The 25579-nt window shown below is 68.6% G+C and carries 23 protein-coding genes, 4 tRNA genes and 2 pseudogenes; 13 read left to right on the forward strand and 16 right to left on the reverse strand.

Annotated features, from left to right (window positions below):
* Positions 1–155 precede the first annotated feature (155 nt).
* From AB0F91_RS33095 to AB0F91_RS33120, 6 genes and pseudogenes are all read right to left on the reverse strand, one after another.
* Positions 156–446, reverse strand: coding sequence for a hypothetical protein (locus tag AB0F91_RS33095; protein ID WP_360603944.1), 291 nt, complete (start codon positions 444–446; stop codon positions 156–158).
* Positions 447–467: 21 nt separating this feature from the next.
* Positions 468–935, reverse strand: a complete 468-nt coding sequence (locus AB0F91_RS33100) for a hypothetical protein (protein WP_360603946.1) — start codon at positions 933–935, stop codon at positions 468–470.
* A gap of 263 nt (positions 936–1198) precedes the next feature.
* A complete protein-coding gene (locus tag AB0F91_RS33105; protein ID WP_360603948.1) occupies positions 1199–1726 on the reverse strand; it encodes an FAD binding domain-containing protein in 528 nt (175 codons plus the stop codon).
* Positions 1727–1829: 103 nt separating this feature from the next.
* Positions 1830–1898: pseudogene (locus AB0F91_RS33110) on the reverse strand (hypothetical protein); the annotation flags it as partial.
* Positions 1895–2110, reverse strand: a complete 216-nt coding sequence (locus tag AB0F91_RS33115) for a hypothetical protein (RefSeq protein WP_360603950.1) — start codon at positions 2108–2110, stop codon at positions 1895–1897. The pseudogene AB0F91_RS33110 and the gene AB0F91_RS33115, both read right to left, overlap by 4 nt.
* A gap of 10 nt (positions 2111–2120) precedes the next feature.
* Positions 2121–2543, reverse strand: coding sequence for a (2Fe-2S)-binding protein (locus AB0F91_RS33120; protein WP_360604183.1), 423 nt, complete (start codon positions 2541–2543; stop codon positions 2121–2123).
* A gap of 181 nt (positions 2544–2724) precedes the next feature.
* Here AB0F91_RS33120 and AB0F91_RS33125 point away from each other — a divergent pair, with 181 nt between their 5' ends.
* Positions 2725–3243, forward strand: a complete 519-nt coding sequence (locus AB0F91_RS33125; protein WP_360603952.1) for a hypothetical protein — start codon at positions 2725–2727, stop codon at positions 3241–3243.
* On the opposite strand, the gene AB0F91_RS33130 is transcribed toward AB0F91_RS33125, so the two are convergent.
* Positions 3230–4525: a peptidase S8 gene (locus AB0F91_RS33130; RefSeq protein WP_360603954.1), complete on the reverse strand. Its 1296-nt coding sequence runs from the start codon at positions 4523–4525 to the stop codon at positions 3230–3232. The genes AB0F91_RS33125 and AB0F91_RS33130 overlap by 14 nt on opposite strands.
* Positions 4526–4545: 20 nt before the next feature.
* On the reverse strand, positions 4546–6549 hold the full coding sequence (locus AB0F91_RS33135) for a hypothetical protein (RefSeq protein ID WP_360603956.1): 2004 nt from the start codon (positions 6547–6549) through the stop codon (positions 4546–4548).
* Positions 6550–6742: 193 nt separating this feature from the next.
* On the opposite strand from AB0F91_RS33135, the gene AB0F91_RS33140 reads away from it, so the two are divergent.
* From AB0F91_RS33140 to AB0F91_RS33160, 5 genes and pseudogenes are all read left to right on the forward strand, one after another.
* Entirely contained in the window at positions 6743–7726 is a 984-nt protein-coding gene (locus AB0F91_RS33140) for a hypothetical protein (RefSeq protein ID WP_360603958.1), read from the forward strand.
* Between the two features lie 160 nt (positions 7727–7886).
* Positions 7887–8984, forward strand: a pseudogene (locus tag AB0F91_RS33145) (transposase).
* Positions 8985–9781: 797 nt separating this feature from the next.
* A complete protein-coding gene (locus AB0F91_RS33150) occupies positions 9782–10192 on the forward strand; it encodes a peptidase inhibitor family I36 protein (RefSeq protein ID WP_360603960.1) in 411 nt (136 codons plus the stop codon).
* A gap of 154 nt (positions 10193–10346) precedes the next feature.
* A complete protein-coding gene (locus AB0F91_RS33155) occupies positions 10347–10817 on the forward strand; it encodes a DUF6228 family protein (RefSeq protein WP_360603961.1) in 471 nt (156 codons plus the stop codon).
* Positions 10818–12358: 1541 nt separating this feature from the next.
* Positions 12359–12484 (forward strand): hypothetical protein, encoded by a 126-nt coding sequence (locus tag AB0F91_RS33160; RefSeq protein WP_360603963.1) that lies wholly within the window; start codon positions 12359–12361, stop codon positions 12482–12484.
* A gap of 52 nt (positions 12485–12536) precedes the next feature.
* Here AB0F91_RS33160 and AB0F91_RS33165 read toward each other — a convergent pair whose 3' ends face one another.
* Together AB0F91_RS33165 and AB0F91_RS33170 are read right to left on the reverse strand one after the other, a co-directional pair.
* On the reverse strand, positions 12537–13178 hold the full coding sequence (locus AB0F91_RS33165; protein ID WP_360603965.1) for an EndoU domain-containing protein: 642 nt from the start codon (positions 13176–13178) through the stop codon (positions 12537–12539).
* A 67-nt stretch (positions 13179–13245) separates the two neighbouring features.
* Complete coding sequence (locus AB0F91_RS33170) at positions 13246–14955, reverse strand: WXG100 family type VII secretion target (RefSeq protein ID WP_360603967.1); 1710 nt, start codon at positions 14953–14955, stop codon at positions 13246–13248.
* Positions 14956–15337: 382 nt separating this feature from the next.
* Between AB0F91_RS33170 and AB0F91_RS33175 the strand changes: the two genes are divergently transcribed.
* The gene (locus AB0F91_RS33175; protein ID WP_360603969.1) at positions 15338–15571 is read left to right on the forward strand and encodes a hypothetical protein; all 234 of its coding nucleotides are present in this window, start codon (positions 15338–15340) and stop codon (positions 15569–15571) included.
* A 52-nt stretch (positions 15572–15623) separates the two neighbouring features.
* Here the strand turns inward: AB0F91_RS33175 and AB0F91_RS33180 are convergent, their stop codons facing one another.
* Together AB0F91_RS33180 and AB0F91_RS33185 are read right to left on the reverse strand one after the other, a co-directional pair.
* On the reverse strand, positions 15624–16337 hold the full coding sequence (locus AB0F91_RS33180; RefSeq protein WP_360603971.1) for a hypothetical protein: 714 nt from the start codon (positions 16335–16337) through the stop codon (positions 15624–15626).
* Between the two features lie 214 nt (positions 16338–16551).
* Positions 16552–16983: an Lsr2 family protein gene (locus tag AB0F91_RS33185; RefSeq protein ID WP_360603973.1), complete on the reverse strand. Its 432-nt coding sequence runs from the start codon at positions 16981–16983 to the stop codon at positions 16552–16554.
* Positions 16984–17207: 224 nt separating this feature from the next.
* Between AB0F91_RS33185 and AB0F91_RS33190 the strand changes: the two genes are divergently transcribed.
* Complete coding sequence (locus tag AB0F91_RS33190; RefSeq protein ID WP_360603975.1) at positions 17208–17552, forward strand: helix-turn-helix domain-containing protein; 345 nt, start codon at positions 17208–17210, stop codon at positions 17550–17552.
* A gap of 153 nt (positions 17553–17705) precedes the next feature.
* Positions 17706–18917 carry an integrase gene (locus tag AB0F91_RS33195; protein WP_360604185.1) on the forward strand — a complete coding sequence of 404 codons (1212 nt, stop codon included), beginning with the start codon at positions 17706–17708 and terminating at the stop codon, positions 18915–18917.
* A 48-nt stretch (positions 18918–18965) separates the two neighbouring features.
* Here AB0F91_RS33195 and AB0F91_RS33200 read toward each other — a convergent pair.
* From AB0F91_RS33200 to AB0F91_RS33215, 4 genes are all read right to left on the reverse strand, one after another.
* Positions 18966–19040, reverse strand: a tRNA-Val gene (locus AB0F91_RS33200).
* A 1-nt stretch (position 19041) separates the two neighbouring features.
* Positions 19042–19112, reverse strand: a tRNA-Cys gene (locus tag AB0F91_RS33205).
* 25 nt (positions 19113–19137) lie between these two features.
* Positions 19138–19210: transfer RNA gene (locus AB0F91_RS33210), tRNA-Gly, on the reverse strand.
* Between the two features lie 127 nt (positions 19211–19337).
* A complete protein-coding gene (locus tag AB0F91_RS33215; protein WP_005159130.1) occupies positions 19338–19763 on the reverse strand; it encodes an SsgA family sporulation/cell division regulator in 426 nt (141 codons plus the stop codon).
* A 385-nt stretch (positions 19764–20148) separates the two neighbouring features.
* Here AB0F91_RS33215 and AB0F91_RS33220 point away from each other — a divergent pair.
* The 4 genes from AB0F91_RS33220 (at position 20149) to AB0F91_RS33235 (ending at position 25543) form a co-directional block, all read left to right on the forward strand.
* Positions 20149–20220 (forward strand) — tRNA-Val (locus AB0F91_RS33220).
* Between the two features lie 997 nt (positions 20221–21217).
* Positions 21218–22789, forward strand: a complete 1572-nt coding sequence (locus AB0F91_RS33225) for a sugar transferase (RefSeq protein ID WP_360603977.1) — start codon at positions 21218–21220, stop codon at positions 22787–22789.
* Between the two features lie 181 nt (positions 22790–22970).
* Positions 22971–24998, forward strand: a complete 2028-nt coding sequence (gene thrS / locus AB0F91_RS33230; RefSeq protein ID WP_360603979.1) for a threonine--tRNA ligase — start codon at positions 22971–22973, stop codon at positions 24996–24998.
* Positions 24995–25543 carry an HIT domain-containing protein gene (locus AB0F91_RS33235; protein WP_360603981.1) on the forward strand — a complete coding sequence of 183 codons (549 nt, stop codon included), beginning with the start codon at positions 24995–24997 and terminating at the stop codon, positions 25541–25543. The genes thrS and AB0F91_RS33235 overlap by 4 nt, the downstream gene beginning before the upstream one ends.
* Positions 25544–25579: the final 36 nt, after the last annotated feature.

Here is a 25579-nt window from a genome sequence, read left to right on the forward strand (position 1 = left end):
AGGTGTGAACCACCACGAGGACCCGGGAGCTCACCACCGCGGTAACAGCGACGGTGAGCTCCCGCCGTGCGGACCGCCACCTCACCGGAATCACGACGTGCCCGCCGAGCTGTCCGAGTGCACGCGGAGATCGTGGTAGTCGACGGCCGAACTCGTCAGCACTGGCGAAATGCGGCGACATGGTGTCCGGTTGGGGTGGTGGAGTTCGTTAAGGAGCACCTGACCTTCACCGGCGAGGACTCGCCGATGGCCACCCGGCTGAGCCGCGGTGTTGCCGACTGATCGGGACGGGCGGCGCCAATGAGGCCGCCCGCGCAGACCCAGCAGATCCAGACCGCAGCCAGCAGCCGCCACAATGGTTCCAGGCGGGTGAGCGGGACCAGGACGATCGACGCCAGCGACACCGCCAGCAGCGGGGCGATCACCAGTCCCGCGCGCCAGGCCAACCGGGGCCAGATCCTCGCCCGTCACTGGTTGACCAGGTACTGCGGCGCGCACAGCACGCTGATTGTGCCTGTGTCGGTGGCCAGCTCCTGGCCGTCGCGGGTGACGGTGCAGCGGATCGTGCCGACGGCACCAGGAACGAGGCTGGCTTGGAGGGCCGGGCTGCTGTGGCTGCCGGGCTTCGGGTTGACGACGACAGTCCAGGGGAGCGGGACGTTGTCGGTGTGCTGGCTCTCGCCGATGCCCCAGTCGATGGTGCTGGCTTGTCCGCCGCCGCCGCCGCCGCCGATGCCGGTGCCGGTGACGGTGACGGTGAGCACGAACGCGCCGGGCAGCGTCGCGGCCCGCTGAGGCGGCGCGGCAGTCGTGGACAGGATCGCCGGGGTCGGCGCGGGGACGGCGATGGTGCCGTTCGTACCGGAGGTGCACGCGGTGAAGGCGAGCAGCGCCATGGCGCCGAGCACGAGCAACATGGGCCTGACATGGCTCATGATCTTGATCAACTCCGTCGTGATGGGTGGTGGGTGAGATCGGCGACGCCGAGATCGCAGCTCATCGGAATCCGGCTCCGGTCTTCACTGCGGGGGCTGTTGGGTGCGCCGACGGTCGCGGCAGTCTTGTTCAAGCCGTTCGAAGTCCTAAGGCTTCCTGCGCTGCCCGGGTCAGGGCGGGCAGCTCGTTCTTGTCATTGACAGGACGGCCGCGTTCGGCACGACCGCGCCCCCATCAGCTTCTGGCTGCGACCTCTGGGGATTCATGCTGGAACTGTGGCGAACTGGGTCAAGCAGGACAAGATCAACCGTGGTGAGAGTGAAGGCCTGAGCGGCGACGAGCGGGCTGCGGGCGCGCCGCGCAGCACCTCATCGGCTCGCCGCGCCCGCCACGGGCGGGTCGCCACGCCACCGAGAGCGAGGCGCACGTCGCGTACCACCCCCTCCTCGACCTCGATCGCGGCAGCGACGGAGACGAACGCGAACTCATACGACTCGCGGTCGCGGAACTTCAAATACACGGAGTCGCGCGCGATCGGCAACGCGGGCAGGTCGATCGCCTCGATCAGCTCGCCGTGCGCGAGCGGGTGCTCGACGTGCGGCTGGTCGCCGGGTTCGAGGTAGAACTCGTCGATCGGGATGGTGCCCGAACCGTCCGGGCCGGTGGTCCGGACCACGGCGTCGAACGCGACCAGCGCCACCGCCACGTCGGAGGGGTGCGTCGCGATGCAGTGCTCGCTCGTGCCCGCGGTGCACGCCCTCGAGCGCTGAGCAACCGGAGCCCGGTTCACGCTTGTTGCACGGCGAGAGGTTGTCGCGGAAATACGTGCAGCGCGTGCGCTGGCACAGGTTTCCGCCCATCGACGCCATGTTGCGCAACTGCTCGGAAGCGCCGAGCAGCAACGCCTGAGACGCCGCGACGTAGCGCTCTGCCACCAGCGGGTGGCGGGCGACGTCGGTCATGCGCGCGAGCGCGCCGAGCCGCAAGCCCCGCCAGGCAGTTCCTCGATCTCGCCGAGCGGCAGCGCGTCGATGTCGACGAGCAGGTCCGGGCCGTGGACGCCGAGCCGGACGAGGTCGACCTCCGTGGTGCCGCCCGCGAGGAACGCGCAGTTCTCGTGAGCGGCCACGGTCTCGACGGCACTGCGGACGTCGAAGACGCGAGCATAGGACAATGGGCGCACGTCAGGCCTCCTGACGGCGGTCGCGGACGTCGCGAATGGCGGCCCGGATGTTCGGGTACGCGGCGCAGCGGCAGATGTTGCCGCTCATGTGCTCGGCCATGGACTCGTCGTCCTCGGCGTTGCCCTCTTCGATGAGCTTGATCGCCGACATGATCTGCCCGGCCGTGCAGTACCCGCACTGGAACGCGTCGCGATCGATGAACGCCTGCTGCATCGGGTGCAGCTCACCGTCGCGCGCGATGCCCTCGATCGTCGTGATCTCCCGGCCCTCGCACGTAACGGCCAGCGTCAGGCAGCCCAGCACGCGGCGGCCGTCGACCCAGACAGTGCACGCGCCACAGGTGCCCTGGTCGCACCCCTTCTTGGAGCCCGTGAGCCACAGGTGCTCGCGCAGGGCGTCGAGCAGGCTGACGCGGGGTTCGATGGCCGCGCGTCGCGGAGCTGCTCGGCGTCACGCCAGCGCGCGGTATCCGTGGCGCGGGCGGCGGTGACGTCGCCCAGCTGGTGTTCGAGCCCGCCGATGCGCTGGTGCAGCGAGGCCAGCTCCCGCGCGGCGGCGGCGCGGACCGCCTCCAGCGCCGCCGCGGCCGCACCGCGTCCGCCTCGTGGCGCTGCTCATCGTCGGCCCGGGCCGCGACGAGGGCCTGCTGGTGGATCTCGCGCAGCTGCTCAACCCGCCGGTCGCGGTCGGTCCGCAGCTTGTCGATGCGCTGGGCGCGCAGGTGCCGGCCGGCCTCGGCGGCCGCGGCCACGGCCTGGTTGGCCGGCTCGGTCTGGGCTTCGCCGCGGTGCCGCTCGTGTTCGAGCGCGGCGCGCGCGGACTCGAGCTCGGTGCTGAGCGCCACCACGTCGTTTTCGAGCTGGCCGGAGCGTTGGGCGGCGGCCTGGGCCATTTCGGCCGCGCGCTGCGCGGTGACGGCGGCGCGTGCAGCATGCCGTCGTCGAGCTGGCCAGCGACGCCGTCGAACACCCGGACAGCCCGCACACACTGCCTGGATTGGACACATCGTTGTCCCAGAACGAACCAATTCACCCTGCCAGGAACGTTCGAACCGGCGGGCAGCGACCCCCGGGAGGCCATCCTGGGAGTCGTCGCCCGCCGGGCCGTGGTCAGAACCCGCTGATGCCGTTCGGCGTGCCGACGCCGGTCGGGGCGTCGTAGCCCGGCAGCGCCGTGCACATAGAGCTCGTGACAGGGCAATCGGCGAACGTGCCCGGCATACTGGTGTTGCCGCCTACCACATCGTGGAACTCGCCGGCCCGGGCGTACCGGCCGGACGCGTCGCGCACGGACTCGGTGTGACCGGCCAGCGCGTAGATCCCGGCGATCAACGGCGTCGCCGCGCTGGTGCCGCCGATCAGCATCCAGCCGGACGGCACGCCGATCGGGTTCGGTGTGGTGTCGTAGACCGCGTATCCGGTGGCGGGATCGGCAGCCGCCGACACGTCGCCGATGGTGCGGCCGGGACAGGCCCGGTCGTGCTGCCAGGACGGCTTGTCGATCAACGCTGAGCAGCCGGACCCCGCGCCGCTCTCACCGTTGGCCGCCCAGGCGGTTTCGCTCCAGCCGCGCCGGCCCGGTGTCCTGGTGAGCGTTGTGCCCCCGACGGCGGTCACCGAGGTCAGGTCGGCGGGGAACGGCGCGACCAGCTGGTAGCCGGCGTCTCCGGTAGCCGCCGTGATCGCGACCCCGGGATGGTTGTAGGACGACGCGTATCCCAGAACCGAGCCGCTCTCAGGGACGGTGTAGCTGTTGGACACCGCGTCGGCGCCCAGGGCCACCGCCGTGTCCTCCGCGGTCGCGGTGTGGTTGACCGAGGCTTCCGCTGCTTCCACCAGCAGGATGTGGCAGGCCGGACAGGCGGCCGATACCGCGTCCAGGTCGAGGCTCACCTCGACCGACCAGCCGCCGTCGACCGGGGGCAGCGGAGCCGACTCCCCCCATTCGTTGACCTTGCGGAAGCACCCGTTGGCCGTGGTGCACGGGGGCAGGCCGTAGGTCGAGCGGTAAACGGCGAGGTCCGCCTCGGCCGTGGGGTCGTCGAAGGCGTCGACGATCGCGACCGTTTTGTCTCCGCCGGCGCCCGCGTCGATCGCCTCGCTGAGGCTGTAGGCCGACTGCAGGTCGGCCGGGCCATACCCCTCGGGCAGTGCGGCAGAGCCGTTGGGCGTGTCCAGCGCGGCTGCCTTGCGGCTACTTCCCGGGCGGACCTTGGCCTGGCACCTGACCCGGTTCGGGGCGGTGGTGACGGCGCATGCGTCGACGGCGGCAGCCGAATCGGGCGCGGCGGCCGGGGCGGTGACGTCCGGTGTGCCGGCCAGGGCCGAACCGGTAGTGAGCCCGCCCGCCACCGCGACCACAACCGCGGCGGCGCCGAGCATCCGCCGGAGGACGGATCTTCCCATGGTGACTCCGATTCTCATGGTCAGCGCACCCCGTAGGCGCGGGTGACGGTCTGGTCGATGCGGTTGCCGGCGCGGTCCCAGGCTGAGATCCGCAGAGACAGGTAGCCACCCTTGGTGTCCGCGGGAACGGTGACGGGCGCGTGGAAGCTGCCGGCGCCGCCGGTCACGGGCAAGGGCTGCCAGCTCTTGCCGTCGTCGTAGGAGACCGACACGCTCGCACCGGCCACGGTGGGCGCAATCCAGTGCTGTTGGTCGGTCACGGTCAAGGTGATGTTGTGCTGTCCTGGGGGGAGCTGGTTGAGCAGGTCGGCGTCGGCGGTGTAGTTCGCGAACAGCAACGGCATCGTCGTGCAGTTCGTCGTGGCGTCGGAGCACATCCACCCTGCCGGGAGCCGGCCACCGTGTCCGGGGTTCGCGGTGAACGTCCAGGTGGTCTGGGCGGTCGTCGACAGCGGCAGCGCGGCGATGCTCCGGCGGTTCGTGGTGCGGAGCTGGTAGGTGGCGCTGCCCCTCGGCACCGCGATGTCGATCGCCGTCGGGGAGACTTCGCCGGTGGCGAGCAGTTGCCCGTTGCGGGTCAGTGATGTTGTGTACGTCTGCGAGTCGGGGGCGGCCACGGCCGCGCTGTCCGCCGCGTGGCCGGGTGTGTTGTCCCCGAGCGGCACGATGTTGAGCAGCAGGCTGTTGTCGTTTGAGCAGGCGCCGCAGGCGACCGGGGTGCCGGCCGATTCGAGCGGGACCGACGGGTGCTGGGCCCCGGTGTGGAAGTCTTCGCTCTGGTGGCTGCCGGGCAGATACGTGGTCCGGGAAGTGACAAGCTGGTCGGCCCAGCCCGGATCGTCGAGGATGGTCATCCACACCAAATCCGGCCCGGTGCTGAAGTACTCCGTCTGGCGGGCGCCGGTCTGGACCATATCGACACCGCGGACAGCGAAGAACCGGGTGCGGGCCTCCCAGGCGGGCTCGCCCGAGGTGGCGGTCACGGCCAGTCCGGGTGTGCCCGGAGCACCGTAGCCGCGTTCGACGGTCGCCAGGGTGGCCGGGTCGACCGTCGTCGGGAAGGCGGCCGGCACGTGGTCGAACGGTTCGGTGATGTGGTAGCTGTACGCTTCGGGCGAGCCGGCCGGTGCGGAGAACTCGAACGCCGGGTTCACCGTGAGGTTCCCATGCGCCACCCGTCCCACGGGGTTGATCTTCATGTTCACCGGGTCGGAGCCGAGGTCGAGGAAGTTTGCCCAGTCGGCGTAGCCGGGGCCGTCACCGTCTCCGTAGCCGCGCGCGAAGTTGACCGCGGTGGACTGCAGTATCGCGGGGCGTGGCGTAGCCGGGGTGGGGATCTTCTCCGTGGCGGTGCGCGCGTCCAACGTCCGGATGGTGCCGTCGGTGACGGTGAAGTCCGGGTCGACCACGAACGACACGTTCTTGTTCTTCGGGTCCGAGTAGTCGGAGTCCACGAAGAGCGCGGCGTAGTGTCCCTCGGGCACGGCGATGCTGCCGCCCTGCGGGCCGTCGGTCCAGACCGCGACGCGGGCCGAGCCGGTGGCGTCCACGTTGGCCAGCACCACCCAGCCCGTTGCGGGACGTCCGTCGCGGTCCAGGGGCCGCAGCGTCAGCCGGGCGAGTTGGTAATCCGGGGCAGGATTCGGCCGGGCGGCGGCGGGCGGGGAGTACCCGCAGGTCCGCTGCGCGAGCAGGGTGGTGTCGTAGGCGGCGAGGTCGACGCCGGCCGGGTTGCGCATCACGCTCATCGGCAGGATGACCTCGTGGCCCCCTGAATCGAAGCTGAGCACGCCGTTGTCGGCGGCACGTCCGACGAGCTGGGTCGATACCTGACCGCCGGTGTCGGTGACCGTGACGGGAATCCCGCCAGGCAGGGTGATTTGGCACGACTTCATGCCGTGGGCGGCCGGACTTGCCATCGAGGTGAGCGGGGTTGGGGTCGAAGCCGCCGAGGGGATGACGGCCAGACCGCCCGCCGCCGCCGACGCGAGCGCCGCGGTGAGGAGTCTGTTGAGCAGACGCACTGCACTCCTTTTTCTGGGCACCACCGAGCTCTCGCCCAGCCGTGGACTGGGGCGAATTCGTTGGGGTGCAAGAGTTTCGCAAGAGCAGAGGACAAGTGAACGTCTTGTGCCGGTGAGTTGTCCAGAGGAAGATCGTGGCTGATTTCGCCAGGTGGCTGGTTCCGCCACCGCCAGGACAACGAGGGGAGCGCGGATGCTGGCCGCTCTGGGAATCAGCGAGTTCGACGAGCAGGTGTACCGAACATTTCTGTCACAACCGGATGACACGATTACGCAACTCGCGGGCAGTGTCGATGCGCCGTCCTCCCGCGTCAGGCACGCGGTGGCAAGGCTGGAGGCGCTGGGGCTCCTGGTGCGCGTGGACCATGGCCACTACCGCCCCGTCGGGCCGCAGTCGGCGCTGATGGCCCTGCTCAACCGGCGCCGCGCCGCGACGGAGGCGGCTTTCGCGCAGGTTCGCGGTGTCGTGGACGATCTGGCCGAGCTGCACCGGGTGGGCCGGTTGCGCAGTGATCCGAGCAGCTTGGTGGAAGTGCTGTCCGGCCGGTCGGCGGTCAACCGCCGGGTGGATGAGCTGACCCGCTCGATCAGCACCTCGCTGTGGGTGCTGGACAAACCTCCCTACCTCGAAAACGCCGACGGGCAGCCGGACTCGAACGAGACGGAGATGCTCGCGACGCGGGCCATGCTGGAGCGGGGAGTGGATGTCCGGTCTGTGTACTGCCCCGAGTCGATGCATCGGCCCGGCCGGTTCGAGACCGTGATGTGCCTGGCGGAGCTGGGGGAGTACTCCAGAATGCTGCCGAGCCTGCCGTTCAAGCTGCGGATCATGGACCGCAGGGTGGCGTTGGTGCCGCTGGTCGGTGGGATGTACGACAGCCTCGCCGTGGTGCACCCCTCGGGACTGCTGGACGCCCTGATCGAGCTGTTCGAGGCGTTCTGGGCACGGGCCAGACCCCTCGTGGAGCAGAACCGGCGTCCGGAGGGCGGGCCGACCGAGGGCGACCTGGTGGTGCTGCACATGCTCAAGGCAGGCCTGAAAGACCATGCGGTGGCGCGGCAGCTCGGCGTCAGCCCGCGCACCGCGACACGCCGCATAGCGACAGTGATGGCGCAGCTCGGGGCGACGACGAAGTTCCAGGCAGGGGTTGAGGCGGCACGACGAGGCTGGATCTGACCGCGCCGTCGTCGTTGCCCCGGGTCAGTGGCATCGCGCGGCCTCCGTCGACGATTCGTCCGGATGGCCCGGCGCCACCGGCAAACCCACCTGCCGCGCCGTTACCACCAGGTGGAGTGCGCGACAACCTTCTCGCGCTCGCCGGCCTGGAGCACCCACGATGGCCGAGGCCTCGGGCATCTCCTACGACACCCTGGCCTGGACCACCGAGTGGTACCTGCGGGAGGACACCCTGCGCGCGGCGAACGCCGCCGTGGTCAACCACAACCACACGCTGCCGCTGTCCTCGGTGGGGGTCGGCGGCACGATGTCCTCCTCGGACGGGCAGCGGTTTCCCATGCGCGGCAAAAGCCTCACCGCCCGCGCGCTGTCGCGGTACTTCGTGGACGAGGGCGTCTCGGCCTACACCCACGTCTCCGACCAGCACTCCACCTACGCTACGAAGGTCATCCCGGTCACCGACCGCGAAGCCGTCTACGTCCTGGACGAACTGCTCGGCAACGACACCGACCTGCCGATCACGGAGCACGCCACCGACACCGCCGGTCAGGCCCTGACCGTGTTCAGCCTGTTCGCGGACCGGTTTCATCCTGTCCCCGCGCATCCGCGACCTGGGCGGGATCATGCTGCATCGGCTCGGTGCCCGCAAGGACCTGGCCGCCGCCTTCCCGAACGCGGCGAAGCTTTTGACCGGCGCCGTCGACTTCGGGCTGATCCGGTCGCAGTGGGACGAGATGCTCCGGTTCGCGGCCTTGCTGAAGTACGGGCACGCCACCGCGTCGCTGGTGTGGGCAAGCTGCACGCCTCCTCCCGGCGCTCGGCGATCGCGCAGGCCCTCACCGAGTTCGGCGGACTGCAGCACACCATCCATGTGCTGCGCTACCTCGCCGACGAGGCCTACCGGCGCCGGATCACCCGCCAGCTCAACAAAGGCGAGAGCCTGCACTCGCTGCGCCGCGACCTGTTCTTGCCCACGCAAGGCTCGGTGCGGCGCCGCCACCTCGAGCAGCAGACCGAGCAGGCGCTGTGCCTGTCGCTGGTGGTCAACGCGATCATCACCTGGAACACCGCCTACCTCGAACTCGCGCTCGAGCACCCGGGCGGGCGCCGCGGCCGGATCGATCGGGACCTGCTCGCGCACGTCTCCCCGGCGCTGATGGCGCACGTAAACCCGTACGGCACCGACGAGTTCCCGGTCGAGGCCGAGTACGCCCGCACCGGGTTTCGGCCGCTGCGCGCCCCCGCCGCCACGCCGTGATCCGGGTGAGGACCGGGCCAGGCTTCGCCCGTAGCGGCACGGTGGCGCCGCATTGCGACAGCGCGGCGGGCCGCGGCCGCGTGCTCCGCGTCGGCCGCGACAGGAGGTCAGGTGGCCGCACAGGCGATGGAAGTTCCGACCTTTCGTCGCCAGAGGCACCCGTCGCCGCGTGCCTCTCCACTGCCGGCGGCGTGGTTGGCGTCCGGCGGAACAGGGTGACGATCGGTCCCGTCACCGTCGCCCACGACAGGAGCGACTCGGCAGGTTGGCCCCCATCGAGTTCGAACCCATCATGAGCAGGGCCGCCGATCAGGCAGCGCGTGAATCAGACCCTGATCGTTCAGCAGACACATGGAGGTGTCTCCTCGGACGAAGGCATCCTCGAGAAGTAGCTCGCACCGATTGTCCCAGTCTCGCAGCTCGCGATGGTTGAGCAGCTTGGCAGCTTCTACCCTGAAGATGGCCCGCGACCGTACGAGCTGGTAGTTTGGTTCAGCTAGTTACGAGGGTGGGCCAGGTTTTTGTTGTGGTGGCACGGTTGTACCGCCGTGGCTGCCGGCAGTACCCGAGTGTTCCTGCCCGTCTGACCTCGGACCGCCGTATCACTAGTCGGTCCATTACGGACAATTGCTGCCGTACTAGACCGTTCAGGGGGAGAGGGTTGAACGAGCCGATCGCCGTGCAGCAGAATCGGCGACGGCGATGCCGTAACTGCGGCGAAGCCCGGGCGAAACGAACTGCCCGGGACACCGGGGGAGACGATCGAGGGGGACCAGTTGAGGGACATCAAGAAGCGCGTGGCTCAGACAGCCTTGGCGGTCGGCGCGACCGCCGCACTGCTGGCGACCGCGGCGCCCGCCGCCAGCGCGGCACCGACGGCGCGCAACGGCGTGTGCGAGCTCGGCGAGTTCTGCCTGTATTACGGCGCCGACGCGACCGGCTCGGTATCGGACTTCGACGGGTCGATCGCGAACTACGGCAGCACCCAGCCGAGCTGCTACGACTTCAAAAGCCCCGGCGCCGGGCAGGGGCAATGCGTGAAGAACAACGCCCGCTCGGCGTGGAACAACACCACCGCCCACGTGGTGAAGGTCTACTTCAACAGCAACTACGGTGGCTCCAACGTCACCTACAACCCGGGCGGCAAGGGCAATCTGGGCTCGCTGACCCTCGAGAACGCCTCACAGCTGTTCGAGTGGGTCAGCTGACGCCCTGCCGGCCGGGCCGCCTACGCTAGCCGGCCGCCAGCACCAGGAGCGCCGCCACCGCCGCGGCGCACCCGGACCTGCAGGTCGTGCCCACGTCCACCCCCGTAGAACAAACGCCGCGCGTAATGACAGAAGGCGCGAATACCATGCGGCAGTGGAATGCGAGCACGGCCCTGATGAAGACGAGAGCTTAGCGGTGTCCCTGGGCACCCCAGGCTATGGGACTTGGGCGCGGCTGTGGAACCGCGCTGATCCCTGGGGCGACGGCTCGATCAAGGCCTGCGCCCAGATCGGGGCTCCTGGGCTGCTGGCCACGGTGCGCGGTGTGCCGTTGATGGTCATGGGCGGCAGCGACCTCGCCCCGTTCCTCGACGGCCTGGCCAGGGACTTCACCGGCTGGGACGGAACCCGCGCCTGGGCGAGCATGGACGGCGACCTGCGAATCGACGCGGTCTTCAGCTCTCGGGGACACGTGGGCCTGACCTGGACCACCACACCGTGGCGGCATGAGGATGGCAACTGGACAGCCTCGGCGACCGTCCTCCTGGAGGCCGGCGAGCAAATGCGCCATCTCGTCGGCGATGTCCACCAGTTCCTCCAGCGTCCCGTCGGCGACCACGGCTGACTTCCGGCCCACATGGACTCTCAGTGGCACCGCTGGGCTGATTGATCGACGACGAGGAAGCGGAGGCGCAGATCACAGCCCCCTACATCGCTGCCGCCCCCGAAGAGCTCCTGACCGCGGGCCGATCTGCGGATGAAGCGGCTAGACCTGCAGAGCCCCGGCGACATGACCGTCAGGTCGGGGGTCATCCGGGGTGCAGTTGCCGGGTGGCAGAAGGTCGCTCAACAGCAGACGTCAAGACCTCGGCGATGGCTCACATAACCGCCTCGCCTACCGCATATTGCCTGGTAGACGGCGGCTCTAGTACCAGCCTCGGGGGCAACGCCGCTCGGCACTGGAGGAGAACCGCCGATTCATCTGATGCAATACGCAGAGGTCTACTTGAAATGATCTCGTTATCGGCCATTCATGCGACACCGTGAAGTACGGTACGACGACAGGCGGAATCGGTCCGCCCTCGACACGGGGTCACCGGAGGATCATGGTAACCATGTTTGCAGCCGGCTCCCGACGCGTTTCGGAAACCAGGTAGTTGCCGGGCCGCGCAAGCGGCCCTGCGATCATCTGGTGGGCTTTGGCAGTACTGATCTTTGCGGTCGCGTTTGCTGTCTGTGGTATGGCGGCCAGACTTGCCCTGCATGGAGATAATTGCCGGGACCATGTAAGCGTGGAAGGACCCGGAAGCATCAAGGTCGGTATCGACCGTCAGAACCGATGCGCGCAGGGCAATGAGGTGCCGCAGACAGCACCGTAGCGCCCACTCGCTGTGAATATAGCTGGGCTCGCGTGTTACGCGACAATCCCGAATGGTATAGAAATGGCAGAAAAATTCCGAAGGGGTGCATGCAAGAACCTTGGCAATCGGTTCATTTGACATCGATTCCAAGCAAAGTGCTCCTGCAGAGTAGAATGCGGGTGTCTGACAAAGTCAAGCACCCGAAATCTATTCATGCATAATGACTTTTATGCATTAAACGCGGCCTATTTGATGGTGTCTCCGTCATCGTGGAGGTTAACCCCGCGCTTTTCTAGCGCGTTTTTCCCCGCGACCCGCGTTGGAGGCCTGCAGTGCGGCGAGCTTGGCGAGGACGAATTTGCGGGCGAGGTGGGGTGGGCTAGGACGGTGGGCCGGGCCGTCCTTACGCGATGACCACACCGACGCTGAAGTCGACCTCGTCGGGTCGATGCACATCCACCGCCGCCGCCGGGTCCGCGCGCGGCGACGATCCGCGCTAAGGCGTTCCGGGCGGGGTCACCGTCACGAGCGCCGTGGAGAAGATGACCGTGGTGGTGGAGAAGATGGCCGTTCGACAGGCGAGCCCCCGCGGCCCCTGGTCTCCGCCGAGCACCGCGTCCGGCTGCAGAACGCGCCGGCGACGTCCGCGGGCCAGGTCCTCGAGCTGGCGCTTCCACGGCGGCGGCGGGGGCGTGATGGCTGCTACGGCGACGACCGACGCTCCCGTACCGCTCGCGGCTTCCCCTTTACCACCGCGATCGGCGGGCTGTTCGTGCCGCCCGCGACGATGAAGGTGCTGCCGCGGGTGGTGCAGCTGATCCTGCAGCAGCCGCTGATCCTCGGCACCGTGCTGTCGCTCCTGACGAAGGCCGGGTACGGGGTGCGCTGCAAGACCGCCTTTGCGGTTCAGCCCGCAGCGGACACCGAATGAGCGGGTGCGCCGACCTCCGGGCCGGCGCACCCGCATTGTACTGTGGCTTCGGCTACGGCGCGATGACCGGGAAGAAGGTCAGCACCTCGCCGGTTGCGGGATCGAAGTACCCGGCCAGCTCGAGTCCCCGCCACATCCCGGACCACACGCCGGTCTCCAGGTCCCGGACCGCGGTGGGTGACTGCCAAGCGCCGTTGCCCGCCGCACGCACCTCCTCGCCCGACCACTCCGGCGGAAAGTAGGTGTAGTCGACGAAGTACGGCTTTTGCCCGCCATCCGGCCGTTCCTCGAAGATGCGCGGGACCGCCAGCGGATAGTCCGCGGGCCGGGCCAGGGCCGGATCCGCGGCCGCCGCGACGAGGAACGACCGCAGCCCGTTCAGCACGGGCCAGAACACCGACTGCGGCACGATCTTGCGTGGCCACCGGCCGTACCGGCTTTCCAGCACCACGATGTCGTTGACGAAGTCGACCTGGCAGCCGTTGCCGATCAGCGACCGCTCCTCGCTGCGACACCGCTGCAGGGTGGCACCGAGCTGGTCGAGCACGGCGATGTTGGGCTGGGCGTCGGTGTACAGCCAGGCAGCGACCGGAAGCAGTTCGCGCGGCACCATGATCCGCAGCCGGCGCTGGTCGTCGAACGCGAGCGACACCGATTCCCCGATGTCGAAGGGGGAGGTGATCGCGCTGGTCATACGCCGCTTCCGTGGTCAAGGTCACAGGGGTTCCGGATCGCCCTGCGGCTGTCGGGCTGTGGTGTGGTCAATTCCTGCCGTCCGGGTAGTAGGTTGCCGGCTTGATCACCGCTGGGGCGGTGCCACCCGGAGGTGCTGCGATGCCGGGGGGTGCCGGTGCGGAGTAATCCGGGTTCGCGTAACCCGATACGTGGATGGTGCTACCCGCGTTCGGGTGGTTCCCGGCTCCACTGCCGTGGTTGGGGCCGAAGGTGCCGTCGGGACGCTCGTCCCAGATGGGCGTGTACGGGATCTGCCCGTGACCCTGCCACGTATAGCTTTGCGGGTTGCCGTGCGAATCCAGCTTCACACCGTTCGGGCCGGTGACCGGGTTCATCGGCCCGTGGGTCGCGCCACCATTCCACGCCTGGTTTCCGACGTTCTGCACCAGCCCCGGATTCATGCCCTGCGGGAACATCGTGCTGCCCGGTTTCCCGGCGTCACCGATATGGCCTGGCGGGGGCGGCATCGTCGGGTTGCTCAAGTGGTACACCCCGTTGGGTGCAGGGACCGAGCCGAACGGCCCCGGCCCGGGAACCGACGCGAGCCCCGGTGGCGGTGGTTTGACCCCGGTGACCCCCGCTCCATGCCAGCTGGGGTTGGCGCCGGCCGCCGCCGAGTTGTGTGCGGTGGTGCCCGCCGGGAGGTCATCGTGCAGGACGTGGCCCCCGGTGAACCCCCACGGTTTGTTCGGCTTCCTCGGTGGCTTGAGGTTGCCGAAGATCACGTGATCGTGAGCGGACTGCGGGATGGCCGGGTGGTTGCCGTACGCGGACTGAGGCGGCGGATCGGGAGCGATGGGCAGGTCGTCGTCGAGCGACCGCGAGCCGCCACCGCCACCTGCGTGGCTCGCGGTGGTGCCGCCACCGGCGTGGCCGGCGGGGCCACCGGCCCTGCTCGCCCCGGGTGCGCCGCCACCGAGCTTGATGAAGCTGTTGACCCCGGGTGGCAGCTTGCCCGGAGCGGTCGGGGGCGAGACCTTGCCGGTCTTGACCTTCTTCAGCGCGTCCGACACGCCGTCGAAGACCTTGCTCGCCCTGCCCAGCAGCCCGGACAGCGTCTTGAGCGCGCTGACGAGGCGTTTGACGAGACCGGCGATCTGCGTGGCGGTCCTCGCGACCAGGTTGACCACCTGCGGCACGACCCAGGTCAGACCGACGCCCAGCGTGAAGACCACCTGCAGCGCCCACGAGATCATGTGGGACACCACCTTGGCGATGGTGTCTCGAACGAGCGAGCGCACCGCGGCGACGACCTCACCGGCGGTCTGCACTCCGGTTCCCGCGCCGGCCCCAGCCTCGCTCGCGGCGCCGAGCACCGCGGCCAGGTCGGAGGCCCGTTGGCGGTAGGCGTCCGCGGCGGAACCGGACCAGCCTTGGAGGTCGGTCTGAACCAGCGAGGTCAGGTCCTCGCCAATGGCGGCGAGTTCCTGGGAGATGTTCTGCCAGGTCTGTGCTTTCGCGGTGATCTGGTCCGGGTCGCCGGCGAGCTTGTCCAGCGCCTCCTTGAGCGGCCCGACGTGCTCCATCAGCCAGCTCACGCCCGAGGACAGGATCGCGCCGAAGGGATCCGCCACGACCGCGAGCGCGTCCATCGCCGTTCCCGCGGCTCCCAGGACCGCTGAGGCCCAGTCGCCGCTCTCGATTCCGGTCTTCACCGACTGCGCGTCTTCCAGCAGCTGGATCCCGGTGAACGCGGTCGTTGAACTCACCGGTGCGGCCACCAATGGGTTGGTCACGAGTCCCTCCTCCTTCTCGACTTGCCTGACCCCGCCGAGATGTGTCGATGGGCCGTGAGCAACACGAAGTGACAACCGCCAGGTTAACCGGGCATCGATCGGAGGCCACCCCGGGCGGTCCCCGTCTCTCGGATCAGGGTGTGCCGGGGTTGGCGCGTCCTCGCCGGCCGGGTTTTCGTCGGCGCGGTTGCCTCGGCCGGTCCACGGGCGGATGATGGACGACTCGGTGTCCCCGAGGTCAGGGAGGCGCGCGATCGCCGGCAACGCTGCCGAACCCGAGCGCACGGTGATCAGACGCGTTCGCGATCCTGGACTCGTTCCTCGACGGCCGCCCCGAGCAGACGCACGGTGAGATCACGCGGGCGATCGGGTTCGCGCCCGCGTGACCGCGGACCGGCTGCTCGCGGAACTGGTCGGCTGGGGCGCGCTCGAACGCACCGGCCGCTACCGCATCGGGCTGCGGCTGTGGCAGCTCGGCTCCCAGGTGCCAGGCGGGCGCGAGCTGCGGGACGTTGCCCTGCCGTTCCTGCAGGACCCGCTGCAGGTGACTCACGAGATCGTGCACGACGAGGGCCGCGCGCTCTACCGGTCCACGGATCCCGCTACCGCGCGGTAAGCCACCGTAGCCACGCGGTCGCGTCGGTTCCGATCTCGCGTGGGATGCCCAGCTATTGCAGCGCACCGGGATAGCGGGATTCGTACACAGCGTTGACCCGCGCCGCGTGTGCGGGCGCGCGCAGCAGCCACGTCGCCGGAAGTCGGCTGCAGTGCAGCACCGGCAATGCTCGACCTTTGCCGGTGAGAATTCCGTCGACGACGCCGCGGCGAAGCAGGCCCTCGACCACGGCGAGACGCTCGGCGAGGCATTTGTCGAACGACCCGCCGCGCTCGCGCTCCTCGGCGTCAGAATCCGCCAACACCAGGCCCGACATGTTCCAGGCCGGCGCGGTGGCCTGGAAGTGGACGGCCGCGGCCAGCCACGGCAGGTTCAGCATCCGCGCGGTGTGCAGGCGGTGGTTCCCGTTCGACCCGACCCGGTACAGGGGGCCGACCCAGGCCGAGGTCCGCCGGAGCGAGATCGGGGGCGTGAACAGTTTGTCGGTGAACGCCTCCACGTCTGTGGCGTCCAGCAGACCCGCGGTGATCGTCGCCGGCATCTCGGGGCGATGGTCGCCGAACTCTCCCCACACACTGCGCCCCGCTCCGACGACCAGCCGGGTCGCCGCCCATGCGACGGTGTAGGCGTACCCGTGATGATCACGGTTGTGCCCGGGGATGATCGGGCCCAGCAGGCCGTGGCCACGCAGCTGCGGATCGTCCGCGTTGAGCTCGGCCGCCCGCGGCGCCAGGTAGCTGTCGATGTCGTCGCCGTGCTCGCGCACGGCGTGTTGCGCTGTCCGGCACGCCGCTAGGGGTCCTCGTAGATCGGGCCGCGCGCCGCGAGCAGCTCGGGCACGCGAGTTCTTCCTCGGATCGGTAGGCGTCCCATCCCTGGTCGACCCATGGCCGCGGGGGCGGCGGGGTGTGGAAAGCGTTCTGGGAAGCTGAAGATCGATTCGATTTCAATCAAGTGTGCGCCGCCCTGTTTGTTGACTGTTATTCGCTGCGCGTGGATTGTTGCTCTTTCTCTGACCGGGTTCGAGTTTTTAACGAGGTCCTCGAGCTGCTGGTCTTGTGTGATGCGTGGTATGCGTCGACGACCGAGCGTGCGATCCGCCCGCGGTCAGCTACCTCGTGGCCATTGTTCTGGGCCCATGAGCGAATATCGTGAGTTGTCGAGTGATCGGCGACGGGTTGAGGTGCCTTGCTTGTGTCATCGGTCGACTGGCCGACTGCGAGCTTGACTCGACGGCCTCCGGTGCGGCGAGCGACCGTCACGTACGGCTGCACCGTTGCCCGCAGCACGCCGGCGTTAGCGTGGGAGAGGTCAACCTCGTAGGACACGCCGTCAAGTCCAAAGGGGATGGTCTGGTCGGCTGGGGATCCGTCGGTGTCGTCGGAGATCTCGATCGTGATTTTCTTGGCCATCTGTGTCGCCCTTCGTTGAGTTGTCCGGTGATGTGTCGGTTCGTTGAATAGTAGCGTACCGGAATTACGTTCACGCGGCCGGCATCTGTCAGGACGAGGTTCTCTATTTTCTTCCGAGGTGCTATTGACGGCTTGTTGGATCGTCGGCATGGATAGTTGTGTGTTGCGGCGAACACTTCCCCTGAAGGGGCTGTGAGCTGCGACTCAAAATTGCGTTGGAGTGTGTGACGGAAATCGAAAGTAGTCGAGACCGCGCCCATGGTTGCGCCGCAGTCGCTGCCGCGATCAGAGAGGTTGCGGCGGCGGTGCGTGCTGCCGCGCCAGATCCGCCGGCGGACCCGGATGCGTTGCTCACGGCGGAAGACGTGGGGGAGTTGCTGCAGCTGTCGCCGAGGACGTTGAAGGACCAGGCTGCCGCCGGTGTTCTGCCGCATCACCGGTTCGGCAAGCACTACCGGTTCACCCGCGGGGATGTGGCCGAGATCGTGCGGCTGGGCGCAGCCGAGGTGAAGCCGGCGCGACGGCGGGTGCCGCTGGAGGGCCTTGCGCAGGACTTCCGCGCCGCATGAAGCGGGTCGGAGTAATAGAGAAAGGAAGTTGAGATGGCCTTCGGCCAGAAAGCGCCCGGCACGGGTGAGTGGCGTGCCCGGTACAAGCGTCCCGATGGGACGTGGGGGAACAGGTCAAGGTTTCCCACGAAGAAGGCTGCCGAGGACTGGGGCGTGGAGCAGGAGGCGCTGATCCGGCGGAACCTGTGGCTGGATCCGCGCGATGGCGAAACCCGGTTTGCCGACTTCGCCGAGGCGTGGCTGAACGCTGTGTCTCCTCGGCTGGAGCTGAACACGGCCGCGAAGTACCGGTCGTTCCTCGACAACCAGCTGCTCCCGCAGTGGCAGGCGTGGCCGTTGATCGCGATCTTCAACGGTTATGTTGAGATCGAGCGGTGGCTCTCGGAGTTGCACGAGGACTACGCGGAGTCGTCGGTGTCGTCGTACTTCGCGTTGTTCTCGACCATCCTCAACGGCGCTGTGCGTGCGCGGATGATCCCGGCCAACCCGTGCAGCGGTGTCCGCGTGACCAGTGGCGAGTTCGACACCGAGCGGCTGGTCGCCAGTCCGGCCCAGGCGCTGCGGGCTGCCATGCGGCTTTATGAGATGGGTCTGGGGAAGTCGGGGTTCATGTTGTGTCTGATGGACTTCTACACCGGTGCTCGATGGGGTGAACTTGTTGGGCAGCAGCGGCACGAGTATGACGCTGAGAAGCGTGGGATTGAGATCCGGACACCGCTGAAGGAAGTCGGTGGGAAGGTCTACAAGGGTGGCAGGACGAGTAATGATCGTCATCCGGCCGGCCGCACGCGCCCGCCGACGAGGCGTGGCACTACCCGGCCGAAGAAGGGGCGGACCAAGACGCCTGCGGGGACGCGGTTCGTGGCGCTGCCGTCGGGGATCGCTGTGCTCTACAAGGAGCTGATGGACAGCCACCGTGATCCGTTCGTGCTCAGCACGCCGGAGGGGCATCCGTGGCGGCGTTCGAACTTCCGGATCCGGTTTTGGCGTCCGGCGTGGGACGGGGTCGAGCTGGACGATGCTGGGGCGGGGGAGCGGCGGCCGCCGATTCTGCCGACATTCACTTTTCACGAGGGCCGGCACACGCACAGCACGTGGCTGACCGAGGATGGGATCCCCGAGGTTGCGCGGCGGGCGCGGCTGGGTCAGAAGATGAAGGGAATCGCGCGGGTCTATGACCATGTGGCCCCAGCGATGGTGAACGAGATCCTGGATGCACTGGAGGAGCGTTGGCTGCGGTCGCTGGCTTCGTTGTATCCGGGGGAGCGGGCGAAGCTGGTGTCGTGGTTTCCGCATCTGCGGTCTCGGCGGGCGATCGGGCCCGGGTCTAGGGCCATCGCCGGATCATCGCCGTCTGACGACTGAAGCCCCGCCCCTCCGGGGAGGGACAGGGCTTCTGGCCTGCGTTTCAGCTGGTGCGCGATACTGGGATTGAACCAGTGACCTCTTCCGTGTCAGGGAAGCGCTCTCCCGCTGAGCTAATCGCGCGAGGTGGAGACGGGATTCGAACCCGTGTACACGGCTTTGCAGGCCGTTGCCTCGCCTCTCGGCCACTCCACCGTGCAAGGCCTCGAAGAGCCTTTCGAGCGGACGACGGGATTCGAACCCGCGACCCTCACCTTGGCAAGGTGATGCGCTACCAGCTGCGCTACGTCCGCACTCTCCGCGATTCCCGAGTGCCGAACCAGTGGCCAGGCACCCCGTCGCCGTGGTGTGGGAGAACCATATCGAACCCCGAGAACCGCCCCGTCACCGGGGGGTCATCTCCCGGACGCGGGGCTGTGATCAGGCGAGATCGTTGGGGATGAGGTGGGTCAGCGCGTCATCGACGTCGACCCACAGGTGTTCGTTGCCGGGGAGCACCACGTCGTACGTGCGGTCGAGGAAGTCGGCGAGCTCCTGGGCGGAGGCCTCGAACATGGCGTGGCCGGAGGGTGAGTTGAGTTCGATGAGCACGGACTCGGGGTCTTCGACAGAGGGGCGGATCCGCACGTCGCCGTCGCCGGCGTCGGCGAGGAGGCCGTCGGCGAGGAGGTCGCGGGCGTAGACCCACTCGACCCAGCCCGCGCGGCCGGTGCGGAAGGCGGCGACGACCGCGTAGGGGTCGCGAGTGTCGTAGCGCAGTTCAACCTTGACCGGAACCGCCGGGGTCCGCGGCGCCAGCAGGTCGAAGACCGCCGTCGAGCGGAGCGTCACGTGATCGTTGCGCATCGTCCTACCCTTCGTCTCCCTTCCCGGCCCGGACGACCGAGGACGACGATGAGACGCTCCGGAAAGCCGATTCCGTCGCGGGTTCGCCGGAGATCACCCGTCCGTGGTCGGCAGTACCGTTCCGTCCTTCGTCGCCCGCGCCGCGCAGCCTTCCGCGGGCGCCCGCTGGGCAGCCGCACGTACATACTGCGCGGTTCGACCGCCGCGCGATAGCACCGTCGCACGGATGTCCAAGCCGGGCGCGAGCGGCCCCACCGCGGCACAACCCCGGCTAGCTCGGCGTTGTTCGCTCCGTATTCGCTGGTAGACGCAGGGTGGTCATCGTCAACCACCCGTTTGCAGGCCCTCGAAAGTCGTGTTGTAGAGTTGTGTTCACTCCACGAGCGGGCGATTAGCTCAGGGGGAGAGCGCTTCGTTCACACCGAAGAGGTCACTGGTTCGATCCCAGTATCGCCCACCGCATCGAGGCCCCGGATCCCACGATCCGGGGCCTCGAGTGATTTCCGCGTAAGAATCTTCGCAGGTCAGCGCCGCGCGATGGCCCGACTCGGCCCGGCGGCCGGGAGGCCCCGGTCCGGCCCGACCGATCACAGCTCCACAACGGTCTCGGCGCAACTGCCGGAGCTGCAATTTGCAGGTAGCACGCGGACAAATGACCTTCGCCGTACGTCTCGCGGCGTTTTTGTCGCACGCGGGGTCGGGCAGACGTCGAGCATGTGATCCCGAGCACTTTCTCGATCACGTCGGGGTTCGGGTCACCCGAGCGGCCGCACGCAGTTCGCCGGCGCCCGGCCGCGAATCGGCCGCGCGGTCCGCCCACGTTCGAAGGTTTTCGTCCGGGGCGCGGCCGTTCCGGTGAATGTGCCGCACTGCCGAGGCGTCCCCACGGCCCGTGCACCCGGCGGGCCTGGCTGGGCAAGACGGGTGAACGGGGCGATCCCGCACTGGGAGCACGGCGTGATCGACGCGCCGTCGCGCGCACCCGGGGGAGTATGGGGTGCGGCCGGGTGCTGGCGTGTGACGAAAATCCGACGCCGTGACACCGTGAAGCAGAATGTCACCCCCGGCGCCGTTCGATCCGCGGAGATTCCGGGAAAATCCACTGTGGACGCGTCCGGGCTGGAGCGTCCACAGTGGAGAGTCTTGGTGGCCGGAACCCGCTCGCCTCGCCGCGAAGAGTGGTGCAACATTGACTACATCCCGTAGTCATTGATGGGTTGCTACTCGTTACTCATCGTCATCATCCCGTTATCTTCAAGCCATTCATTTTCGTGAAGGAGCTGCAGGATGTGGCTGGAAATCGTTGTAACAAGTCCCGGATAACCGCCGATACCTTGGCGTGTGTCGCTCCTTTGGTGGCTGAATCGAGTACGAGTCATGATCACGCTCCGAGATCAAACTTGTTCACACAGCGTGCCGGCGGAGACCTTCGAACCACGCTCCTGGGAGGTCTGATGGAAGAGTCGGTGCGGCCTGCATCCACGGTCAGTGAACCGCCGACGCACATCGACCTCCAGGCGATGAAGGCGATCCCCGCAGCCGCCGGCGCGAGAACCGGGACGACCGCGACGGCCGCGCAGCCCTCGAACGCCACCCAGTCGGCGCCCGTCGAATCGACCACGGCCAAATCGCATCCCGCTTCGTGGGAGAGGCGTTACCGCGCCTGGGTCATCGCCAGTGACATCGTCGCGTCGTTCGTGGTGATCGGCGTCAGTGCGTTCGTGATCGACCGCGTGGCCCCGCAGGACATGCACGCGTTCGGCACGGCCCTGGCGGTGCTGTGCGCGCTGCCGGTCAGCCGCGCGTGGAGCCCGCGCGTGCTCGGCGAAGGGCCCGAGGAGTACCGCACGCTGGGCCGCGGCCTCGTCGCCGCCGCCGTGCTGGTGGCCCTCGGCGGCCTGCTCTTCCGCGCGCTCGACGTGCAGCCGTGGGTGTTCATCGTGGTGCCCGTGATCGCGCTTTTCGCCTTCCCCCAGCGGTACCTGCTGCGCCAGCTCCTGCACCGCAAGCGCCGCCGCGGCCTGTGCCTGCTGCCGGTGATGGCCGCCGGCAGCCCCGGGACGGTGGCCGACCTCATCGCCCGCACCAAGACCGAGGCCCACGTCGGCTGGCGCGTCGAAGCGGTCTGCACGGTCGACGGCGGGGGTGCCGACTCCGGCAGCGGCGAGATCGACGGCGTGCCCGTGATCGGCCGGCTCGAAGAGCTCTCCCGGCACGTGCGCCGGGGCGGCTACCGCGTGGTCGCCATCACCGCGGACCAGTACTGGACGCCGAAGCGGTTGCAGCGCCTCGCGTGGGACCTCGAGGGCACCGCCGCGGAGCTGGTCGTGGCGCCGGTGCTGATGGAGGTCGCGGGCCCGCGGCTGAACGTCTCCGGTGTGCTCGGCATGCCGCTGTTGCGGGTCACGGCACCACGGTTCACCGGTGGTCGGCGGCTCGTGAAGGAGGCCGTCGACCGCTGTGGCGCGGCGTTCCTGCTGACGCTGTTCTCCCCGCTGCTGCTGACGATCGCGCTGGCCGTGAAGCTCGGCGACCGCGGCCCGGTGATCTACAAGCAGCGCCGCGTCGGCAAGGACGGCGAGAACTTCACGATGCTGAAGTTCCGCACCATGGTCCCGAACGCCGACCAGATCCGCCAGAACCTCGAAGAGGCCAACGAGGGCGCCGGGCCGTTGTTCAAGATGAAGCGCGACCCGCGCGTGACCCGGGTCGGCGGGCTGCTGCGTCGCTACTCGCTCGACGAGCTGCCTCAGCTGTTCAACGTGCTCTCCGGGCGCATGTCGCTCGTCGGTCCGCGGCCACCGCTGCCCGAGGAGACGCGGCAGTACGCGCCCGACGCGCGCCGCCGGCTGCTCGTGAAGCCCGGCCTCACCGGGCTGTGGCAGGTCAGCGGCCGCAGCGACCTCACGTGGGCCGAGAGCATCCGCCTGGACCTGCGCTACGTCGAGGACTGGTCGCTGGCGCTGGACCTGGTGATCCTGTGGAAGACCTTCCGAGCCGTCGTCGCCGGCCAGGGCGCCTACTGAGCCGCGCCGCGAAGGTCGTCCCGCGGCCGCCGACCACCCGGTCGGCGGCCGCTTCCGTGGTGCGGGAAGACGCGCCCGGGGACACCGCCGCGGTTAGCGCCGACACGCGTGAGGCGGCCGCGGGCCGACGACTAGCATCAACCGGAGTCATCCTCGTCATTTGTCCCAGAAGGAGCCGATCGTGTCGCATCCGCCGTCAGCCGCCGCCGTCCCCGCCGAGCGCGTGGTGGTCCCGGCGGGCACTACGGCGGGAGCCGCGGTCCGCGAGGCCGGGCTGCCGACCAAGGGCCCGGACACGATCGTCGTCGTGCGCGACGCCGAGGGCAGGCTGCGCGATCTCGCGTGGGCGCCGGAGGCCGACGCCGAGGTGGAGCCCGTCGCGGCGAACACCGAGGACGGCCGCAGCGTGATCCGCCACTCGGCCGCCCACGTGCTGGCGCAGGCCGTGCAGCAGGAGTTCCCCGACGCGAAGCTCGGTATCGGGCCGCCGGTCAAGGACGGCTTCTACTACGACTTCGCCGTCGACAAGCCCTTCACCCCGGAAGACCTGCAGGCACTCGAGAAGCGCATGAAGCAGATCGTGAAGGGTGCCCAGCAGTTCTCCCGCCGCGTGTTCGAGTCCGTCGACGAGGCGAAGAAGGAGCTGGCGAACGAGCCGTTCAAGCTCGAGCTGGTCGACCTCAAGTCCGAAGTGGACACCGACGAGGTCATGGAGGTCGGTGGTGGCGAGCTGACCATCTACGACAACCTCGACCCGCGCACCAAGGAACGCGTGTGGAGCGACCTGTGCCGCGGTCCGCACGTGCCCACCACCAAGTTCATCCCCGCGTTCAAGCTGACCCGCGTGGCCGCCGCCTACTGGCGCGGCAGCGAGAAGAACCCGCAGCTGCAGCGGATCTACGGCACGGCGTGGGAGTCGGGCGAGGCGCAGGACGCCTACCTCGAGCGCATCGCCGAGGCCGAGCGCCGCGACCACCGCCGCCTCGGCGCCGAGCTCGACCTGTTCTCCTTCCCGGAGGAGATCGGCTCCGGCCTGCCGGTGTTCCACCCGAAGGGCGGCATCATCCGCCGCGAGCTGGAGAACTACTCGCGCCACCGCCACGAGGAGGCCGGCTACGAGTTCGTGAACACGCCGCACATCTCCAAGGGCGAGCTGTTCCACACCTCCGGTCACCTGCCCTACTACGCCGACACGATGTTCCCGCCGGTGAAGTTCGACGACGAGGACTACTACCTCAAGGCCATGAACTGCCCGATGCACAACCTGGTCTACCGCTCGCGCGGGCGGTCGTACCGGGAGCTGCCGCTGCGGCTGTTCGAGTTCGGCACGGTGTACCGCTACGAAAAGTCCGGTGTGGTCCACGGCCTCACCCGCGTGCGCGGTCTGACGATGGACGACTCGCACATCTACTGCACCAAGGAGCAGATGCCGGGCGAGCTGCGCTCGCTGCTGAAGTTCGTGCTCGATCTGCTGGCCGACTACGGGCTGTCGGACTTCTACCTCGAGCTGTCCACCCGCGGTGACTCCGAGAAGTTCATCGGCGAGGACTGGGAGTGGGAGGAGGCCACGGAGACGCTTCGCCAGGCCGCGATCGACTCCGGTCTCGAGCTCGTGCCCGACCCGGGTGGCGCCGCGTTCTACGGCCCGAAGATCTCCGTGCAGGCGAGGGACGCCATCGGCCGCACCTGGCAGATGTCCACGATCCAGCTGGACTTCAACCAGAACAAGCGCTTCAACCTCGAGTACACCGCGTCCGACGGTTCGCGCCAGCGCCCGGTGATGATCCACCGCGCGCTGTTCGGTTCGATCGAGCGGTTCTTCGGTGTGCTGACCGAGCACTACGCCGGCGCGTTCCCCGCGTGGCTCTCGCCGGTGCAGGTCGTGGGCATCCCGATCACCGCCGACCAGGTGGAGTTCCTCGACGGCGTGCAGAAGGCGTTGCGCGCCAAGGGGATCCGGGCCGAGGTCGACGCGAGCGACGACCGCATGCAGAAGAAGATCCGCACCCACACCACGCAGAAGGTGCCGTTCCTGCTCCTGGCGGGCGCGAAGGACGCCGAGGCGGGCGCGGTGTCGTTCCGCTTCCGCGACGGCGGCCAGATCAACGGCGTGTCCGTGGCCACCGCCGTCGACGCCATCGCCGAGTGGGTGGCCGGCCGGGAGAACGCCTCGCCGAGCGCGGAGGCCGTGGAGAAGATCCTGCGGTGAGCGACGCGGACGGTCCCGAGATCGTCGAGCAGGACGGAGTGGGGGTCCCGGACGCGTTGCAGCGGCTGTGGACCCCGCACCGGATGGCCTACATCAAAGGGCAGGAGAAGCCGGACGACGACGAGTCCGACGGCTGCCCGTTCTGCCGCATCCCGGGCCTCGACGACGAGACCGCGCTGATCCTGGCGCGCGGCGAGACGGTGTACGCGGTGCTGAACCTGTACCCGTACAACCCTGGTCACCTCATGGTGGTGCCGTACCGCCACGTGGCCGACTACACCGACCTGACCGAGGCCGAGACGCGCGAGCTGGCCGAGTTCACTCAGCACGCCATGCGCGTCGTGCGGGCGGTCTCGGCGGCGCACGGGTTCAACATCGGGATGAACCAGGGCGTGATCGCCGGCGCGGGCATCGCGGCGCACCTGCACCAGCACCTGGTGCCGCGCTGGGGCGGCGACGCCAACTTCATGCCGGTGATCGGGCACACCAAGGTGCTGCCGCAGCTGCTCGGCGAGACGAGGAAACTCCTGGCGGACGCGTGGTGAAGACCACGCGGCGCGGGAGTGTACCGACGCGGTAAT

The sequence above is a fragment of the Amycolatopsis sp. NPDC023774 genome, assembly GCF_040639695.1.
In the GTDB taxonomy this organism is placed as follows: domain Bacteria; phylum Actinomycetota; class Actinomycetes; order Mycobacteriales; family Pseudonocardiaceae; genus Amycolatopsis.

Bases quoted from the DNA above. Each gene is read 5' to 3' on its own strand.
- AB0F91_RS33100 (WP_360603946.1), bottom strand. From the start codon at position 935: ATGAGCCATGTCAGGCCCATGTTGCTCGTGCTCGGCGCCATGGCGCTG.
- AB0F91_RS33130 (WP_360603954.1), bottom strand. From the start codon at position 4,525: ATGGGAAGATCCGTCCTCCGGCGGATGCTCGGCGCCGCCGCGGTTGTG.
- AB0F91_RS33140 (WP_360603958.1), top strand. From the start codon at position 6,743: ATGCTGGCCGCTCTGGGAATCAGCGAGTTCGACGAGCAGGTGTACCGA.
- AB0F91_RS33165 (WP_360603965.1), bottom strand. From the start codon at position 13,178: ATGACCAGCGCGATCACCTCCCCCTTCGACATCGGGGAATCGGTGTCG.
- AB0F91_RS33185 (WP_360603973.1), bottom strand. From the start codon at position 16,983: ATGGCCAAGAAAATCACGATCGAGATCTCCGACGACACCGACGGATCC.
- AB0F91_RS33215 (WP_005159130.1), bottom strand. From the start codon at position 19,763: ATGCGCAACGATCACGTGACGCTCCGCTCGACGGCGGTCTTCGACCTG.
- AB0F91_RS33225 (WP_360603977.1), top strand. From the start codon at position 21,218: ATGGAAGAGTCGGTGCGGCCTGCATCCACGGTCAGTGAACCGCCGACG.